Source organism: Vibrio sp. RE86 (assembly GCF_013114545.1).
Classification (GTDB): Bacteria; Pseudomonadota; Gammaproteobacteria; order Enterobacterales; family Vibrionaceae; genus Vibrio.
In genome coordinates this window covers 1-17124 of record NZ_VTXI01000023.1, presented here as the reverse complement: position 1 = coordinate 17124, position 17124 = coordinate 1, and the positions used below count along the sequence as shown (strand labels likewise).

18 protein-coding genes are annotated in these 17124 nt (G+C 43.1%); 11 read left to right on the top strand and 7 right to left on the bottom strand.

Features of this window, described 5'->3' with window-relative positions; genetic code table 11:
- Positions 1-2: 2 nt before the first annotated feature.
- On the bottom strand, positions 3-2066 hold the full coding sequence (locus tag F0231_RS17835; RefSeq protein ID WP_171761052.1) for an EAL domain-containing protein: 2064 nt from the start codon (positions 2064-2066) through the stop codon (positions 3-5).
- A 104-nt stretch (positions 2067-2170) separates the two neighbouring features.
- Positions 2171-2938 carry a nucleotidyltransferase domain-containing protein gene (locus tag F0231_RS17830; protein ID WP_171761051.1) on the bottom strand — a complete coding sequence of 256 codons (768 nt, stop codon included), beginning with the start codon at positions 2936-2938 and terminating at the stop codon, positions 2171-2173.
- A 133-nt stretch (positions 2939-3071) separates the two neighbouring features.
- Here F0231_RS17830 and yeiP point away from each other — a divergent pair, with 133 nt between their 5' ends.
- Both yeiP and F0231_RS17820 read left to right on the top strand, forming a co-directional pair.
- Positions 3072-3638 (top strand): elongation factor P-like protein YeiP, encoded by a 567-nt coding sequence (gene yeiP, locus F0231_RS17825; protein ID WP_171761050.1) that lies wholly within the window; start codon positions 3072-3074, stop codon positions 3636-3638.
- Positions 3638-3958: an HI1450 family dsDNA-mimic protein gene (locus F0231_RS17820; protein ID WP_171761049.1), complete on the top strand. Its 321-nt coding sequence runs from the start codon at positions 3638-3640 to the stop codon at positions 3956-3958. The genes yeiP and F0231_RS17820 overlap by 1 nt, the downstream gene beginning before the upstream one ends.
- A 163-nt stretch (positions 3959-4121) precedes the next feature.
- Here F0231_RS17820 and ihfA read toward each other — a convergent pair whose 3' ends face one another.
- Positions 4122-4418, bottom strand: a complete 297-nt coding sequence (gene ihfA, locus F0231_RS17815; protein WP_171761048.1) for an integration host factor subunit alpha — start codon at positions 4416-4418, stop codon at positions 4122-4124.
- A gap of 491 nt (positions 4419-4909) precedes the next feature.
- On the opposite strand from ihfA, the gene F0231_RS17810 reads away from it, so the two are divergent.
- From F0231_RS17810 to F0231_RS17780, 7 genes are all read left to right on the top strand, one after another.
- Positions 4910-6103 (top strand): acyl-homoserine-lactone synthase, encoded by a 1194-nt coding sequence (locus F0231_RS17810; RefSeq protein ID WP_171761047.1) that lies wholly within the window; start codon positions 4910-4912, stop codon positions 6101-6103.
- Positions 6096-8618, top strand: coding sequence for a hybrid sensor histidine kinase/response regulator (locus F0231_RS17805; RefSeq protein ID WP_171761046.1), 2523 nt, complete (start codon positions 6096-6098; stop codon positions 8616-8618). Before F0231_RS17810 ends, F0231_RS17805 begins: the two co-directional genes overlap by 8 nt.
- A gap of 263 nt (positions 8619-8881) precedes the next feature.
- Positions 8882-9106, top strand: a complete 225-nt coding sequence (locus tag F0231_RS17800; RefSeq protein ID WP_171761045.1) for a hypothetical protein — start codon at positions 8882-8884, stop codon at positions 9104-9106.
- A 131-nt stretch (positions 9107-9237) separates the two neighbouring features.
- Positions 9238-9630, top strand: coding sequence for an acyl-CoA thioester hydrolase YciA (gene yciA, locus F0231_RS17795; RefSeq protein ID WP_171761044.1), 393 nt, complete (start codon positions 9238-9240; stop codon positions 9628-9630).
- 104 nt (positions 9631-9734) lie between these two features.
- Positions 9735-10031: a YciI family protein gene (locus tag F0231_RS17790; protein WP_171761043.1), complete on the top strand. Its 297-nt coding sequence runs from the start codon at positions 9735-9737 to the stop codon at positions 10029-10031.
- Positions 10031-10441 carry a GspS/AspS pilotin family protein gene (locus F0231_RS17785; RefSeq protein WP_171761042.1) on the top strand — a complete coding sequence of 137 codons (411 nt, stop codon included), beginning with the start codon at positions 10031-10033 and terminating at the stop codon, positions 10439-10441. The genes F0231_RS17790 and F0231_RS17785 overlap by 1 nt, the downstream gene beginning before the upstream one ends.
- Positions 10442-10651: 210 nt before the next feature.
- A complete protein-coding gene (locus tag F0231_RS17780; protein ID WP_171761041.1) occupies positions 10652-11212 on the top strand; it encodes a phaC PHA synthase in 561 nt (186 codons plus the stop codon).
- Positions 11213-11283: 71 nt separating this feature from the next.
- Here the strand turns inward: F0231_RS17780 and F0231_RS17775 are convergent, their stop codons facing one another.
- Positions 11284-13800, bottom strand: a complete 2517-nt coding sequence (locus F0231_RS17775; protein ID WP_171761040.1) for a hypothetical protein — start codon at positions 13798-13800, stop codon at positions 11284-11286.
- Positions 13801-13844: 44 nt separating this feature from the next.
- On the bottom strand, positions 13845-15149 hold the full coding sequence (locus F0231_RS17770) for an OmpP1/FadL family transporter (protein ID WP_171761039.1): 1305 nt from the start codon (positions 15147-15149) through the stop codon (positions 13845-13847).
- 458 nt (positions 15150-15607) lie between these two features.
- On the opposite strand from F0231_RS17770, the gene F0231_RS17765 reads away from it, so the two are divergent.
- Entirely contained in the window at positions 15608-15829 is a 222-nt protein-coding gene (locus tag F0231_RS17765; RefSeq protein ID WP_171761038.1) for a hypothetical protein, read from the top strand.
- Here F0231_RS17765 and F0231_RS21265 read toward each other — a convergent pair whose 3' ends face one another.
- Together F0231_RS21265 and F0231_RS17755 are read right to left on the bottom strand one after the other, a co-directional pair.
- A complete protein-coding gene (locus F0231_RS21265; protein WP_367613486.1) occupies positions 15830-16012 on the bottom strand; it encodes a DUF1289 domain-containing protein in 183 nt (60 codons plus the stop codon).
- 78 nt (positions 16013-16090) lie between these two features.
- On the bottom strand, positions 16091-16339 hold the full coding sequence (locus F0231_RS17755) for a DUF1289 domain-containing protein (RefSeq protein ID WP_171761036.1): 249 nt from the start codon (positions 16337-16339) through the stop codon (positions 16091-16093).
- Positions 16340-16533: 194 nt separating this feature from the next.
- Here F0231_RS17755 and F0231_RS17750 point away from each other — a divergent pair, with 194 nt between their 5' ends.
- Positions 16534-16980 carry an META domain-containing protein gene (locus F0231_RS17750; protein WP_171761035.1) on the top strand — a complete coding sequence of 149 codons (447 nt, stop codon included), beginning with the start codon at positions 16534-16536 and terminating at the stop codon, positions 16978-16980.
- The last annotated feature ends 144 nt before the right edge of the window (positions 16981-17124 follow it).

Below are 17124 nucleotides of genomic sequence, written 5' to 3'. Positions count from 1 at the left end.
AACTAGGCGTTCACAAACTCAACAAGATCATCAAGCGGCATCGATTTGGCGTAGTACCAACCTTGTATTGCTACAGGAAAGTCACTTGGAATGTGGTCAAGTTGATCTTGGGTTTCAACCCCTTCGACAATCACACTCAGGTTTAGCTGTTCAGCGAATGAAAATAGACTGCGAAACACTTTCTGCCCTTTGTCGCTGTCGAGTGCAAGCACGAAAGAACGGTCGATCTTGATGCAATCGATATCAAATTGATTAAGGTAACTCAATGAAGAGTAACCTGTACCAAAATCATCAATATGAAGCTTCACCCCAAGTTGATGTAGGCGGTTAAACGCTTTCACTAACACTACAGGGTCCGCCAGTAAGGTCTCTTCCGTGATCTCAAGATGAATGTATCGAGCGAAGGGCTCTATCATCTGTTCAACCTGATAAAGGTACTCCTCGTCCACTAAGGTTTCAGGTGTCACATTGATGCTAACTTTGGTCAGCACGCCCTGTGTTTGCATGTAGGCCATATCTTTAATGACGTGTTTGACCACCCATAAATCGACCTCTTTCATCAAACCGGCTTTCTCAAGCCAAGGTAAAAACTTGTAGGGCGCTTGAACCTGCCCTTTTTCGTTAACTGAACGAATCAGCGCTTCACACCCAACCACCTTACCTGTTATAGGGTCTACCTGAGGTTGATACTCCAAACAAAAATCCTGACTACTGAGTAGCTTTATCTCCTGCGTGAGTAATTGACTCTCTCTTTCACGGTTAATTAATTCGGCGATAGGATCATCAGTCAGTGTTTGTGCCTCTTCTTGTAGGCGTGAGAAATCCGTATCCAAGGCGCTAATATGAATGGACTGCTTTTTGCGTTCATTGTCGATGAACCTCACCGCAGGCAGATAAATCATCACACCAATGACGATGTTGAACAATTGCAAAGCAACCGCCGCCAAATCACCATCGGTCGCCATAAACGCATTGATCAAAATCGGGCTATTAAACGGCACCGAAACGTTAGGGGAACTCACTAGACCCAAAGAGACCGCTCCCATGCTTATCATCACATTGACCATCGGGGTCAGAAGAAATGGGATGAATAGGCGCGGATTAAAGATGATAGGTAGCCCAAACAACAATATTTCGTTGATATTGAGTAAACCAATGGGAATGCTTGCCAACGCGATAAGTTTAAAGCTTCTCTGTTTTGAAAAGAGCAGCAACGCGATCACCAGTGAAAGCGTTGCCCCACTGCCGCCAATAAAGACAAACGCCCCCATAAACGAGAGGTTCATATGATATTGACTGATGCCACCAGCCAGTACCGTTGAGTAGTTTAAGTTGCTCGCTTCTTGTAATAACTCCACCAACGGCAGTAAAGCGTAGTAGCCGTGAATACCAATAAACCAGAGCAGTGAATTTAACGCAGAAAAGGTCACACCAAACAGGGTCGGGTCATTGGCGTAATCAACAGAGATCAAAGACAAGAAGGAAATATTCGCGATGCCCGCAAACAACACTAAATCAACAAGGATAACTGCGAAGGAAGTAATAATCGCCGGAAAAACGAGATTGAGAGACTCTTTAACCACCTGCCCTGCCGAATCAATATTGGTCAAATGTAAGAAGCGAAATCGAGACAAGTAAGCCAACAGAGGAATCGCATAAAGCGGGGTGACAATCGCCATAATGATATGGAACGTCAGAATCGTCTGTTGCTCGGGTATAAGCTGTTCAATAAGAATTAAGAATAGAATGGATAGCAGCGCAACAGGAGGACGCGGCAAACGCCAGCGCATCGCCAAAACATACGAAATGGTCGCAGTCATTAAGTAAGGAAAAAAATTCGCGATACCATCATGAAGCGAATAGAAGGTATTAACCCATGGCGCTCGATGCCCTAGGATAAATTCCCCCATACAAGCAACCAGTAGACAAAACGAAGAGATCATCAAACAAGGTATAAGCCACACCATACCTTCTCGGATCGCTTGAAACGATGGGACAAGGTATTTACTCGCCCACACTGAAATAGAAAGGGGAACCAAGCTAACGCTTCTTGATTCTGACTGCATGCTAACTCCTTTTAGCGTTTCCTAATTAAAGCTAGCACATTCGTTTAGGTTGATTTGTGACGAGATAGCTTTTCTCACTAATACTCGTCCTCTCCGCTTTAGGTTCAACCGATGCGAAATTCGGTTTTCTTATATTGCTTAGCCAACCATTCACCAAATCCATCCAATATCCCAACAACTGAACGTTTGGGAATCAATCGCCCAGAGAGCAGAATCCCCAATCGCTCTATCTCTTGCTGTTTTTCTGGATAATATTTTAAGAAACCTTGCCCACACTCAACTGGATCATCAAACCAGCGTTTGTCTTTGTACATCACTAACGAATAGCTCGCACGAAGCAGTTTTTTGGCAATAATTTTTTGAGCGCGAATCTGATCTTCATCTTTGTCAGCACGGGCGATTCGGTTTCTATAAACCGCTACCCAGTCTTCGACATCCATATTCCAATGTTTGGCAATTTCCCAACTCGGCTCATAGTCACCAAAACACTCGGAAAGATCTTCACCGAAAACACAGACTGAGCAATGACGTAACTGGAATCCCCAAGAAAGGATCCCCTCTAAACTCGCCACATCTTCTACTAAAGCCGTTTTGAACGTCACTTCGGTAATAAAAGGATAAGCTTTCTGAAAACGCCATTTAATCGAGTTAAACAGCGTCGTTCTTAAATCAGAGAAGTTTTGATGGGTCACGACGATGACATCGATATTCGATAGTCCGGGTTTGGCCGCCTTTCTTGCGACACTACCAAATAGGTAAACACTGTGCAGATTGTCGCCAAGTCCATTCTTTAAATAGCTGACTAAGTCAGTGATTGCTGGCTGATAGTGTGTTTGAAATGGTTGATTCGGGTCGATAGTCGAAAGATGCATCTGATTAGTAACAATTTTATTGGAACAAACTGCTCTAATGTTCGCTCACACAGTTAGATCAATCAAGATATTCCTTCCTTAAAAAGCTCGGTATATAATGCTGGCAGTCCCTAACATACGAAGGAAATTGTTCATGCCAAAGGCAAGTGAGCTTAAAAAAGGTTTTGCTATCGAATCTAATGGTAAAACACTACTGATCAAAGACATCGAAGTAACCACTCCTGGCGGCCGTGGCGGCGCAAAGATCTACAAACTGCGTTGTACTGACCTAAACACAGGTGCTCGCGTTGATGAACGCTACAAATCAGATGATGTGCTTGAAACGGTTGATATGTTCAAGCGTGCTTCTTCTTTCTCTTATGTTGATGGCGATGAGTACATCTTCATGGACAACGAAGACTACACTCAGTACACATTCAAACAAGACGAAATTGAAGACGAACTTCAATTTATTACAGAAGAGATCAAAGGTCTTCACGTAATCCTAGTTAACGGCAGCGCAGTAGGCCTAGAGCTACCTGCAGCAGTTGAATTGGTGATCGAAGAAACAGACCCGTCAATCAAAGGCGCTTCTGCATCAGCTCGTACTAAGCCAGCACGTTTCTCGACAGGTCTAACAGTGCAAGTACCGGAGTACATTGCAACTGGCGATCGCATCATCATTAATACGACTGAACGTAAATACATGAGCCGCGCATAATGACAGAGCTAATGTCATACGATGATGCAATCGATACTGCATACGACATTTTTCTAGAGATGGCGCCTGACAACCTAGAACCGGCTGACGTGATTCTATTCACCGCTCAATTTGATGAGCGTGGCGCAGCTGAGCTAGTTGAAACTGGCGACGATTGGGCTGGTCACGTTGGGTTTGAGGTAGACAAAGAAGTTTACGCTGAAGTTCGCGTTGGTCTAGTCAATGAAGAAGATGACGTGTTAGACGATGTGTTTGCTCGCCTACTGATCAGTCGTGACCCAGAACACAAGTTCTGCCACGCCCTATGGAAGCGCGACTAAACCACGTTACCTAAATACTGGCTTTCTAAAGACTGGTTTTCTAAAGTCTATAAACAAAAACACCCTAGCACGAGCTGGGGTGTTTTTTAAGAGAAGTCAGTGTCAAAGCAGATAGAACTTACCATACAACTTCTCGTTGTAAGTGCTACTGTTGCGTTGAGACTTAGCTATCGACCTTAATGTTTTCGACACGGGCTTTCAATTTCTGCCCTGGACGGAAGGTCACTACGCGACGAGCACTGATTGGAATGTCTTCACCTGTCTTCGGATTACGACCTGGTCGTTCATTCTTGTCTCGCAGATCAAAATTACCGAATCCAGACAGTTTTACCTGTTCGCCACTTTCAAGTGCCTTACGAATTTCTTCGAAAAACGCCTCAACCGTATCCTTGGCATCCCGTTTACTGTATCCGAGCTTTTCAAACAGGTTCTCAGCCAAATCGGCCTTTGTGAGCGCCATAAAACTTTCCTCAAAGCTGTGTTAAACATTGCCACCACAAGGACAGCACCTAAACATTTCGCTAAGCCAATCAACAACCTATCGGCTTTACTTTGGAAAGTGTATGCCAAGCTTATGATTTTCGCCAACTTTTTTATTGAACGGACACTATTTCATCACAAAAACAAAGGGATAGCCGTCTTTCTGAGCAGAATATCCACTATATTTTCGATTATTGAGCTTCAGCATTTAGAATATTAGCTTACCAGTACCTTGTTTACTGGAATTAAACACCAAATGATAATTATCACAGTAGTAAGGTATTGAACTGCATACAAAAAGCACTCGAGTAATCATTATTGATAGTAAATAATTTACTCAATAGCCATTACGATACCAAGTAATCTGCATAGGCATATGGTAACCTAATTGTCTAGATTCATATTAATGATATATAGCTAGTAAAGACCTTACTGGCGACCTAAATATAAGAACGATTTTGGCTAACATTGATGAGATTACTCAATACCCTAACGGCTTGTTTATTTGAAGATGAGTTGCGAACTTCGACTCGAAAAGCACTCTTACAAACGTTAATGGACTATCAAAGCAATGGTGACTTCCGCAGCCTATTTAGTTCACTGATCAACCTTCGCCGAGAAGAAGTGCTCAAGTTAGTACCTGACTCGTCATACTCAAGCCTCTGCTGCCTTTACCAAAGTGAGCAATACCTTAAGCTCGTTGAGATTGGGGGAATACCTACGCTTTATGCTGATAAAGCGACGAATGAACAATTAGAACGTGTCGCGATAAAACATTTCGGATCTTTGTCTGAGATGTGGGCTCATACAGAGCTTGCGTGTATTAAAGAGCACCAACTCGAATCTTTTGAAGAATTGCCTGACATGCCCTTCTTAGATGACGAATATGAAGGCCTACTTGTTAACAACATCAAGTCGTGTAGCCTTGTCGTATCTTCACCACACAAAGCAGGGACGTTTTCGTTAAGTAATGCCATCTACCTAGCAAATATTGAACTATTTGTACTAGAACAACGTTGGTTTGAAATGCTACCTCTGTTAAAGCAAGCGTCTGAAAACTGTCACTTTATACTGATTCATAAATCTGCCCAATCTGAAATCCCATGCTTGGCCGCTAGCGCCATGATCACAGATTGGACGCGTCACGATAAATGGTTAAGCTTTACCCCATTCTTTCAGCACTCTCATTGGGTATGCGAACTATCCGCTCACTCAATTAACCTCATCAATCAAACTGGCGCTTTTAAATCGCTATCGCAGCATGTGCTGAGTGTAGAAATGTTCGACGGTGATTGCGTTAACAAGGTTAGCTCTCCCTCTTCCGTTTGCGAGATATTACGATTAACGACGTCTGGAAAGAAGATGCAACGTCTTTATCTTCTCTATTTGGCGCAAAAAAAGATGGCAGAGTGTTTAAGCAACAGTGGCTATCAATGTGCTTACACCATTATAGATAACCCTTGGCTCTTGAACTTTTATGCCCAATTGGGCTCAAACACCTACATCGACACTGGCAGTTACACCATAGATAATCAGTCTCGTCCTACATTTCGTGGAATGTGGCTTGTAGAACAGTTCCACTTAAAATATTCTTCCATCGATTTTAGGCAGTATAAACAAATGGCGAAAAACAGCGAGCGTAACCAAGAGGTATCTAATGCTTGATTCTATGGACGGTCTTCAGCTACACCCTGTATTTCTGATGCTCACTTTCGTTTCATTTATCGTCCTGCAATGGAGTGTTTATTTCTATAAATCCACTAAGCAGATCACTAGCACACGCCTCCAGAACATAAAAATCCCCTACTTGTGCTACTCCCTATCAATCATGGGGTGGATTCTAAGCAATGCCTACTTTTATTCACCTTTACTGGTCTATCTCGGTGAAGACGCTGGTATTGCTGCTGCACTAGCTGCCAACCTTTTGTCATACTCGGCTTTTGCTTGTGCTTATTTGGTGTGTCTATATTTAGCTAGACCTAACACCATCAAAATTGAGATAACTATGCTGGCAATCGCCTCTCTATTGGTTGTCACTGCAAATCTATTCAATTACGACATAATCAAGAGTATCTCGATTGATGAAGCGGGCCAATTCGCCCTGCATTTTGGCGAGTCTACGTCCTACTTTTTCTTAATTGTACTGGGTATTATCTGCCTGTCTTTTCGTTGTGTCATTCTCTACGCTCGCAACGCCAAACCGCTCCAGCAGATCAAGTCTATCTATATGCTGCTTGGTATCAGCGTTTTTATGACGTCAACTCTGTTGGTCCATGTCGTTGTTCCGATTTTTTACAATGACTTTAGTTTGGCGTGGCTCCCTCCCGCCCTCTCTATTTCTGAAATGTTCCTGATGGGATACGCGCTCGTTACTTCACGTTTCTATAGTAGTCGTCATATCCTTTATCGAATCATTTCACTCTCTATCTCTATGATTGTGGTCAGTTTGCCTGTTCTATTTTTTATTGAGGCGACCAACACAAAAAGTACGCTTAGCATCATTCTATTGACCGCAGCATTTACGGGCATTTGCTGGAAGTGGTTGAATGAGATGAGTAAACAACTAGCGAGTGAGGTTGTGTTTAATCACTCTTTTTCGCCTCAGCGTAGAATCTATAACCTTGCTGATAGCTTTCAAACGTCCATTGATAAACCTCTGGGACAAATAGCGTCTATTCTTGGTGTCAGCTGCGACTCTATTCAGCTTGTATCAAATATTCAGGATGAGCCGATCTATACGAGGTATTTGAAAAGTCCAACGAATGTTCTGGTACTCGAAGAGATCGAAGACACAATCCCATACACTCAAAACCCTAAAGAGGTACTCTCTTTACGCAAGCTTTATCAGAAAATGGACACCAACAACATCGCAATGGTGCTGCCAATTTTTGATCAAACGAACAATGTGGCTCATTTACTGATCGCTCGTAAAAAACACAATGGCAGACTCTTTTTTGGTGAAGAGATTCAAGCACTCCAATCTGTGCTGAAAAAGGCACAAGGCTACATCAATGCCGACCTGAAAATTAAACAATCTCAAGCACTCGCGAACTCAATTGCCCATGAGATGCGAAACCCTCTTGCTCAAGCACAATTGGAGTTTGAAAATATTTACCAATTGATCAGCTCAACCACGTCTAGCGATACCCTTCGGGAACATGCTCTCAAAGGCAAGCGTGCGATTGATAGAGGCAAACAATTAATTGATATCATCCTAAGAGAGGTCAATCACTCTTCTCTCGCACTTGAGCCGACTGAGCCTACCGATATTTCTTCTTCCATTCGCTCTACGATTGAGCTCTACGGATTCGAACACAACGCAGATAGAGCCCGAATCTCACTCGATCTCGAGCAAAACTTTATTGCAAAGATCAACGACACACTATTTAACTTCGTGATGTTTAATCTTCTCCGTAACGCTACCTACTATTTTGATTCTTACCCAAACAGCAGAATAGAGATAAGGACCGAACAAGGTAAGTTTGAAAACTACGTACTATTTAGAGACACGGGGCCTGGCATCCCAGAAAGTTTGCAATCTCGTATATTTGACGATTTCTTCAGCCATAAAAAGAGTGGTGGCAGTGGTCTTGGGTTAGGATACTGCCAACGTGTTATGACCTCTTTCGGCGGTTCAATCAGTTGTACCTCAGTCCTAGGTCAATTCACAGAATTTAAGCTGTCGTTTCCTGCAACCAACCTTGTCGTCAACTCTGGCGTCTCGCCTGAGGAAGGAAAAGGTACACAGCAACCCCCGACTGATAGCCAAGAACCACTCTTAGCCAAACCACTGTCATTTGATTTCTCGGCGTCTAAGATGATCCTTGTCGTCGACGATAAAGAAGTGCAAAGAACCTTGGTGAAACTCTACCTTGAACAACTTGGCTATGGTGTAGTGCTCGCTAACAACGGCAAAGTCGCTATCGAAATAATTCAGAGCAATCCAATTGATTTAGTATTTATGGATATACAGATGCCTGTTATGGACGGCTTTGAAGCAGCAAGCATTATTCGACAATCCTACCCCGCGATTCCTATTATTGCGCTCTCTGGGGAGTCAGGCGAAAAAGAAATAGAAAGAATGAGTGAGCTTATGAATGGGCGCTTGTCGAAGCCAACCACAAAAGAAGCACTCAGCAAAATCCTCAACTCCGCACTGAAAGAACCTTCTCTTCATTAATGCGTTCAGATTGCCAGTCAAAGGATTGGCAATCTTTTTCCAATTTCGATTCTCAAAATGACCAAACGTCTCTGCGCAGATATTACGCGTTTCTTTTATCAAAATGACTTTTCTTATGCTTTTTAGGCACATGCTGTCCAATATTGGATTTCGATATGCGTCAATTTACCCCATGGCATCGATTATGCTTTTAATCATTCAAAGCAACTTGAACGGCAATCTGCAAAAGTAACCATCAGATAGCCTCTTGTAAGGAGCACGTTATGGAAGTTCAGCGTCATACTTATTATCGATTGATTCACCATGGCATCAAAAGTTTACTCGTTGACCGTATTGGTCACTTTACTGAATTGGAGTACCACGAATACCTCAATGGTATGACTGGCAAGTCGAGCTGTTTTGCAATGAGCGACGACGAGTTGAGATTTGCCGTTGATAATTTACGAAGCGAGGGCTATCTGGAAGACTGGAAGAAGCTCATTCAGTAAATATTGCCCAAACCACAGCACAAGCAGACACACAAAACTTCCAAGCCTAGCGAATGGAGGCTCAGTTTTGTTACAATGTATTTTTTCAGCGACCATCTTGGTCGCTGTTTTGTTTGTGTCAGATGTCAATAATGAGCCAAGAAATGAATACACCTAAAGGACAACTCCTTCTCAGAACCCTAGCAATGCCAGCAGATACTAACGCCAACGGAGATATCTTCGGTGGATGGATCATGTCACAGCTTGACTTGGCCGGCGGTATTCTCGCCAAAGAGATATCTTCAGGGCGCATCGTGACCGTATCTGTCTCAAGCATAACGTTTAAAAAACCGGTTCGCGTTGGTGACGTCGTCTGCTGCTACGGTGAATGTACCAAGATTGGACGTACATCAATGAGCATTGACCTAGAAGTTTGGGTTAAGCCGGTCAAAGAACATGGATTGGAAGATCGCTTCATGGTGTGTGATGCCACTTTCAATTACGTAGCGATTGATTCAGAAGGTAAACCTCGACCAGTGCAATAACTCAATGATGAAGTTCGAATTCTGACTCTATTTTGGCTTTTCAATTAGCGATATTAAGGTAGAGTAGCCAAACATCTATCGATTCTAAATAAGGATATCTGAACATGTGGTATGTCATTTTCTCACAAGACGTCGAAAACTCACTTGAAAAACGCCTAAGTGTACGCCCTGCTCACTTAGCACGCCTGCAGCAACTTCAAGATGAAGGTCGCCTCTTAACAGCTGGCCCAATGCCTGCCATTGATTCTGATAACCCAGGTGAAGCTGGATTTACTGGTTCAACGGTGATTGCTGAGTTTGATTCTTTAGAGCAAGCACAATCTTGGGCAGACGCCGATCCTTATATCGAAGCGGGTGTTTACGCGAACGTTATCGTAAAACCGTTTAAGAAAGTGTTCTAATGAATAAATGCAAGCTAAAAGCCCTTGGCTTGGTCGCACTCACTGCCGTTATCGTCGGCTGTTCTTCAGCAACGGCTGAAAAAGAGCGTCAGTTGGAATTGGTAGCGAGCAACCGTGCTGGTCTGTTGTCGGCTGAACTTCCGCTTGAGGCTGGACCACTTTCCATCATGAGAGCCAATTCAAAAGGCTCTACCATTGAAATTATGATGGTCTATAACGACGACGCTAGAGGCGCTAAACCAACAGCGGTAATGCTCAGACAAAGCATCAATACTTACTGCACGACCCCTGACACAAAAAACAACCTTGAAATGGGTCTTAGTTATCGGATTAAGATACGTAATAGCCGAGGACAGTTAATGGCAGACGAATACATAACGCACGATCGATGTGTTAACACTAGCCAATAAACTCGCCCCCATTGAGAAAGCTCGCACTATGCGAGCTTTTTTTATTAATTGCGACCCATATTCTATTGCTTGCTCAATCTTACAAGTCAGCATATAGTAACTGAATCACCATCATTCACATCTAAGATACTGACTATACTAATAAAGTATCCTTTGGGTTTGATTTTGATTCTCAAACGGGTAAATGGAATAATCCTTGGAGCTATTATCATGAAAAAAATTCTTACCGCAGTGGCTATTACAACCGCATTCGCATCTTCTGTCGCGGTTGCCTCAACACCAGTAATGTTTTCTTCTATCAACAACTTCAACGCACCTGATGATGCAAACGTAGGCGGTGTTCGCCTTGCAGCTCTTCACGGTAAAGTTGACACGCTTAAAGGTGTGGATTTCGCTATTGTTGGTATGTCAGAGTCTGACGTAACGACGGGTGTTAACTTTGGTCTTTTCTTCGGCGCTTCGAAGATCAACCAAGAGATGACGGGCGCATCACTCGGTCTGTTCAACTGGAATGAAGGTAAAACAACGGGTGTGAACCTTGGTGCAGTGAACGTTACCAATGACGTAAACGGCGCGAACGTGAGCTTTGTGAACTATTCGGAAGGCGACACTATGGTCGATGTTGGCGCTGTGAACCTATCCAGCGAGTCAACGGTTCAAGTTGGTATCTTTAATAAGACGGCTAAGATTGAAGGTGTTCAAGTTGGTCTTATCAACTGTGCAGACAACGGCTTCCTACCTTGTTTCCCTATTGTGAACTTTGCTAAGTAATTAGCTGGTTTCTGATATAAAAAGACCTCGCACATTAGCGAGGTCTTTTTGTTTGTGAAGCTTGATAATGACTACTTGATAATGTCGTTGTTTACAACGTTGTAAGCATCTTCACCAGCAACAAACTTCGCCGCTTGGTCAGCCACTAGTGCAGCAGCTTTACCAACTAACGCAGAATCTGCGTTGCCTTCAGCTGCGGTTGTCTCAGTCATAGTCCCGACACCAATGTTGTGTGTACCAACAGAAAGACGAGAGTAAACCAAAGGAGCATTACCATTGCCTTTTACGTTTTCCATGCCGATCAGAGTCTCTAGTGGGTAAGCACCTGCTAACGGGAACTCTGTTAAGTTCAACTCGTAATAAGCTTGATCTGTTGTACCTAAAGCACAACGCGCTTGAGCACCAAACTCTTCTGTATCTAAACCATTACAACGTTCAAACATGGTGTGTGTATCAAGTTCAATCTTAACTGGAACCGTCTGATCACCCGTCGTCACCACTTCGTTATTTTCAGATGGTTTAATGCCGTCTTCAATCGTGCCGTCTACTGTGATCGATAAAACATTAGATTGCTTTAACACATCAACGTAGTTCAATGGATCAACGGTATCAACAACCGACTGGATCAAGTATTGGAACTCAGACATAAACGCAGGCTCGATTTCAGCCACTATTGAATCATATGTTGCTTTGTTCGCTTGTGCCCAAGCCAGTAGATCACGAGGTGATTCGCCCGTGCGCTCTTCGACTTTCTCTTTTACTCGATCTTGGAAATCATCCGTTAGTTTAATTGAAGGCGGAACTTCGTCTTTACCAAGCCATGTAGAGTTAAACACTAAACCTGCAATACCAGCGCCTGGGTTCGCTAGAACAGTGCGAGATATATCATTCGTTGATTCTGAATCACTGTTTAGGATCCCCGTAGCCGTTGCTGCGATGATGGCGCCCATTGAATGGCCGACAAGTTTTACATTGTCAGTATCAATCTTCACTTCACTCAACGTTGCACTAGATAAACCAGTACGTAGATTGATCACATCCGCCACAGCTTGTCTGAAGTTATCTCGTGACGTAAGTAGAGCGTCTGCTTTTAAGAAGTTCTTAACATCTGCATTATCGTTTCCTGGGTACAGACCACGAACTGATGCACTTGCATTCACTTCAGCGATTCCATCTCCATTGAAGTCATATGCGCGACTGCCATGCATATGATGGTCCATTGCAATCACAAGGTGTCCTTGTAACCCGGTATCAGCAATGTATTCTTGAAGGAAGTTATCCAAGATCAACATACCGCCATTACCAAGCTCTTTTACCGCTGTAATACCATGAATAAAGATCACTACAGGTAATTCAGTCACACCATCATAATCATGAGGGAACACCACATTGATGTCTGAAGTAATCACTTCAGAAGTATTTCCATCCCAACTAGAGAAGAGATTGTCACAATTGTCTTTTGTATAAAGATAAGACTCGTAATGTGAGTTAGCACCATTTAACTCAAACCACTCTTGCGCTTGGGTAAAGTTTGCTACATCCGCACTACAGTTACTTCCATCAACAGTTGATAGCTCAAAGTAGTAAGGTAAATCTACTTCGATCTTTTTGCGGAGAGTACTTGAAGCCTTGTTCACACAATCTACCTGTCCAGCTGAATCACCACAATTTGTTGGATCAACGACGAGGCCAGGGTTAGTAATATCACCAAGTTTAAAGCTGCGCGTGTTGCTAGAATCTACTGTTAGTGTCACTTTTGTACCAGTAGAATCAATATCTAGTCCCACACTCTGCGTCGTAAAGCTCGCCGCATAAAGCACACCGTCGAGATTTAGCGCTGTTTCGACATTGGCTGTATGGTCCGCAAATGCTTTGTCGTATATGTATGCTTCTGAGTTTTCTACAGCCGTCGGGGCAGATTTAAGGTCGGCGTAACCACCATTGGTTAAAATAGTCTCACCGTCCGTTGTTTTCAGATCTGACGTAATTGCGACGACATACGTTGTTTCAGGATCAAGCGGACTCAATGGAAGCACCTGGATAGCTCCGAAGCTTGTAACGCGAACTGTGTACGCTTGCTCGCCTACTACGACATCTTCAAACGTTTCGCGGTAAGTGACTTCTTCGAGTGCTCCAATCGCTGCCTTATCACCATCTTGGTTTGATTCTTTGAATAGTTTCACGCCCTCAACCAATGTTGCTAGATCAATACTAGTTACGTCACCTGAAACTGGGATTGTAAACGGTGCCGTTGTTGACCAACCATCGATTTCAGTTAATGAACACTTAGTGTCATTGGTGTCTGCAGTACAGTTTTGGAAGTGGTGAGTGTCTGCGTAAGTTTCTAATTCCCAAAATTCTGGGTCAATTTTTTGGCTCGTATCTTTTGCTTCGTAGATGTACAAGTCATTCGGAATAGGAATATTCTTGGTATCAGCAATTGTCGAACCATTATAGGTACCAATCTCTAGAGTCGCAGGTCCTAGGTTATGGGTATTACCTTCATCTGAGTCATCTGAACCACACGCAGCAAGCATGAGTGCTGATATCGCCATCAGCACTGATTTAGAAAGAGTATTTAGTTTCATTATTTTGTCTCTAATAGCCCCGCATTGACAGAGCCATGCAGTTATTAGAAATTGTAAGAGTATTGTGCCGAGTAAATCATCGCAGTTGATTTTTCTACGCTGAAGTACATGCCATCTTCTTGATGGATTTCACCGTCTTCACCTTTGATGTACGCGATACCAAAATCAAACGTATGAGCATCCATCTGGTAAGTGGTACCTGCGGTCATCCAAGTACGTTCTGAGTCAGGGATTGAGGCTGTAACATGTTGATCTGTCGGTGTTTGATCTAAGGCCCAACCTAAACGAACAGTCCAATCTTCGTTCACTTTACCCGTAGCACCGACAGAGAAACGATTAGAGTCTTTCCATCCTTCTTCTTTACGCAGACACTCGCGATCGCCATCTGTACCATTGCTACACTCTTGGCCTACTGATTGTGCAAAGATCTCTTGGAATGAGCTCCAACCGATCATCACCCAGCTGTAATGCACTGCGAATTTTTCGTTGAGTTGGTGATAGCCTGACAACTCAAGAATCGAAGGTAGGTTGAGTGTTAATTCACCATCAATATCGGTAAAGTAGTGGAATGTGCCATCGCCTTCCGGAGAGTTAAGCTGAAGACCAGAGAACTTACCTTCCATATCAATGTCGCTTGCACCCGTGTAAGCAATGCCGAAGCGATGGTTTTCATTTAACTCATAGAGCGCACCGACTTTGTAACCAAAGCCAATACCATCGCCCTTCATAGATGAAACAAGGTTTCCATCATAATTAGGTGCCACTGAAGCGAGGTTCGAATAGCGATTTAATTCAGCATGAGCAAGTAAGATGCTCGCAGAAACGCCTAGAGTTAATGAATCATTTACTTCGTACGCAAGAGAGTTGTTAAGGTTAATTACTGAGACAGCTGTATCACCAGCAATTTCTCCAAACTCTTCATTAACCGTGTCACTGTAATCTGACGCCAAACCAAAGTCTGCGTAAGCCCCCATACCCCAAGTCCACTTGTCGTTGATTGGACGGCTGTAAAAGGCGTTTGGCACTAATGCGGTTGGTGCAGCTTCATCTTCATAGGCTGAGTTTTGTAATCCACCGTTACCTGCTATTTCGAGAAACTGAACCTGCACATCTGGATCGATGAATGAAATGCCAGAAGTAAAGTTAGCGCTTTCTAACATGCTTAGGGAAGCTGGATTGCGCGCGAGTGTCGAAGCGTTATCGGCAATCGCCGCCTCACCTGCAAATGCACGGCCAAGGCCTGAAGCAGAGTGTTCGACAATTTGGAAACCAGCAGACTTGGCTTGAGTAGAGAGAAGAGCAGCGCCAACTAAAAGAGCTGACTGAGCGAAGGTAAAGTTCTTGTACATGGAATAACCCGTAACTGTATGTTTTACCTTTCCATGGTGACTATTGCCTATTCCATACGGCGTATTGCGCGCATTGTACAGAAGTTCCAATAAGAGTAAATGGTGTACCATAAAATAATTAACAAACGACCAAAATAGAGCAATTACTCTATACAATTCATCAACATACAGAGGGGTGTCACCTCAAGAAAATTGTCTCGAAGAGAAGATGGTAATATGCGGTTGACCATCAAAGATGAAGATTGTGATCGTATGAATTTTTTATTTCACTCTTATTGGCGTTGCTCTAGTCGATAGCTGTTTTGAATCAGTCAATTAGAAACAGTTGGAATATAAATAAGAGTCGCAAGGAATAGCTCAGCACTATTTTTTGAGTAAATTTTCACCAATCTATATTGACGGTTACCTTATCCACTTCTAACTTTTCATATTAGTGTCATAACCATAAGGATCTCCCAATGAAACGCGCCAGCAATTCATATCGCCTACAAGTAATTAAAGAAGTCGCCACACGCCAAGAGCGGCTGAAGAGTGGGGATCCTATGGCTAGCTACATTCAACATCTAATCGATGACAAGTCACACGATGATAGAGGTAATGAACTCAATCAACGCTTTTCAGGTAGTCATTTTGACGAATCCGCTGGCGGCTGGGTAAGCGATCATTGGGGATCGAAGTAATCACCTAGGATCTGATATTACAGAGAGCGGTTTAACATCAGCCTTTGATAGAATCTCTCTCTGCTCAACTTCGCTTAGTTGATACCATTGGTAACGTTCTGTTCTCGTTCTACCGCAACCTAAACATTGACCGTTTTCACTCGCCTGGCACACGCCAATACAAGGATTGGTGGATGTTCGCATATCCATATTACACCTCAATATACAGTACGCAATATTAGAGGTATAGAACAAGGCTCATAAGATGTAAAGAAGTCGTGATCAAAAAAGATCCTGTTGAGGATCATTAGGTTGTAAGACATCGGCCTGTTGGTTTCGGTTGGATCTCATCTTGCGAAGATATCTCTGACGACAAAGCTTGATCACGTGAAGCTGCTCCGTAGGTGTCATATTCAGCCAGTTAAACCGTTCTTCTCGCTTGCGCATGCACCCCTTGCAGTAGCCTTTATCATCTACTGTGCATACGCCTACACAAGGGCTTTGTACGGTGAAAAATTCAAGCTGCTCCAAGTCATCTCTCACTTAAAAGGCTGTCTTTAAACCACTGTAAGTTATCTATAACTGGATGTTTATCAATAGCTTTCAAACTGTGATTCATACCAAACTATGACTTACCGCTGACAAAAATAGTGGTTGCTTTACTATACTGCATCCATCAAAGTCATCACGATGACTTATCTATTACTTACCGGAGTTGATTTACTATGAAGCTTAGTCCAAAAATGTTACTTGCAGCAATTACTCTCCCTCTTGTGGTAACAGCATGCGCAAGCAATGGTGACGATGTGAAACAAATTACAGCTCAAGACCTACAACACCATAATTGGGAACTTGTAAGTATTGATGGTAAAGACCTTGTATTAGAAGGTCGCCAATCTGCACCACGACTAGAAGTTGGCGAAAAAATGACAGCAAACGGTAACGCTGGCTGTAACAACTTTTTTGGCCAAGCAGAACTAAAAGATAACCAGTTCCGCATTGAAAAAATGGGCATGACAATGAAGATGTGTGTTGGTGACCTTATGGACGTAGAACAGGCATTCTCACAGACCCTATCAGATTGGAGCGATATGACATTGACGAAAGATTCAATGGAACTAAAAAATGACGTTCATACGCTGACATTCAAGCTGAATGACTGGAAAAACTAATCTAACTTAGTTAACCCTTTATCAATAAGCAGCCTATTAGGCTAATGCTTGTAAGTTAAGAAGCATTTAATACCTTTTTGAAGGCCTAGTCGCGTAGCGACTGGGCCTTCTTTTTACCGCTCGTGGATAACTTCTATCCCGCCT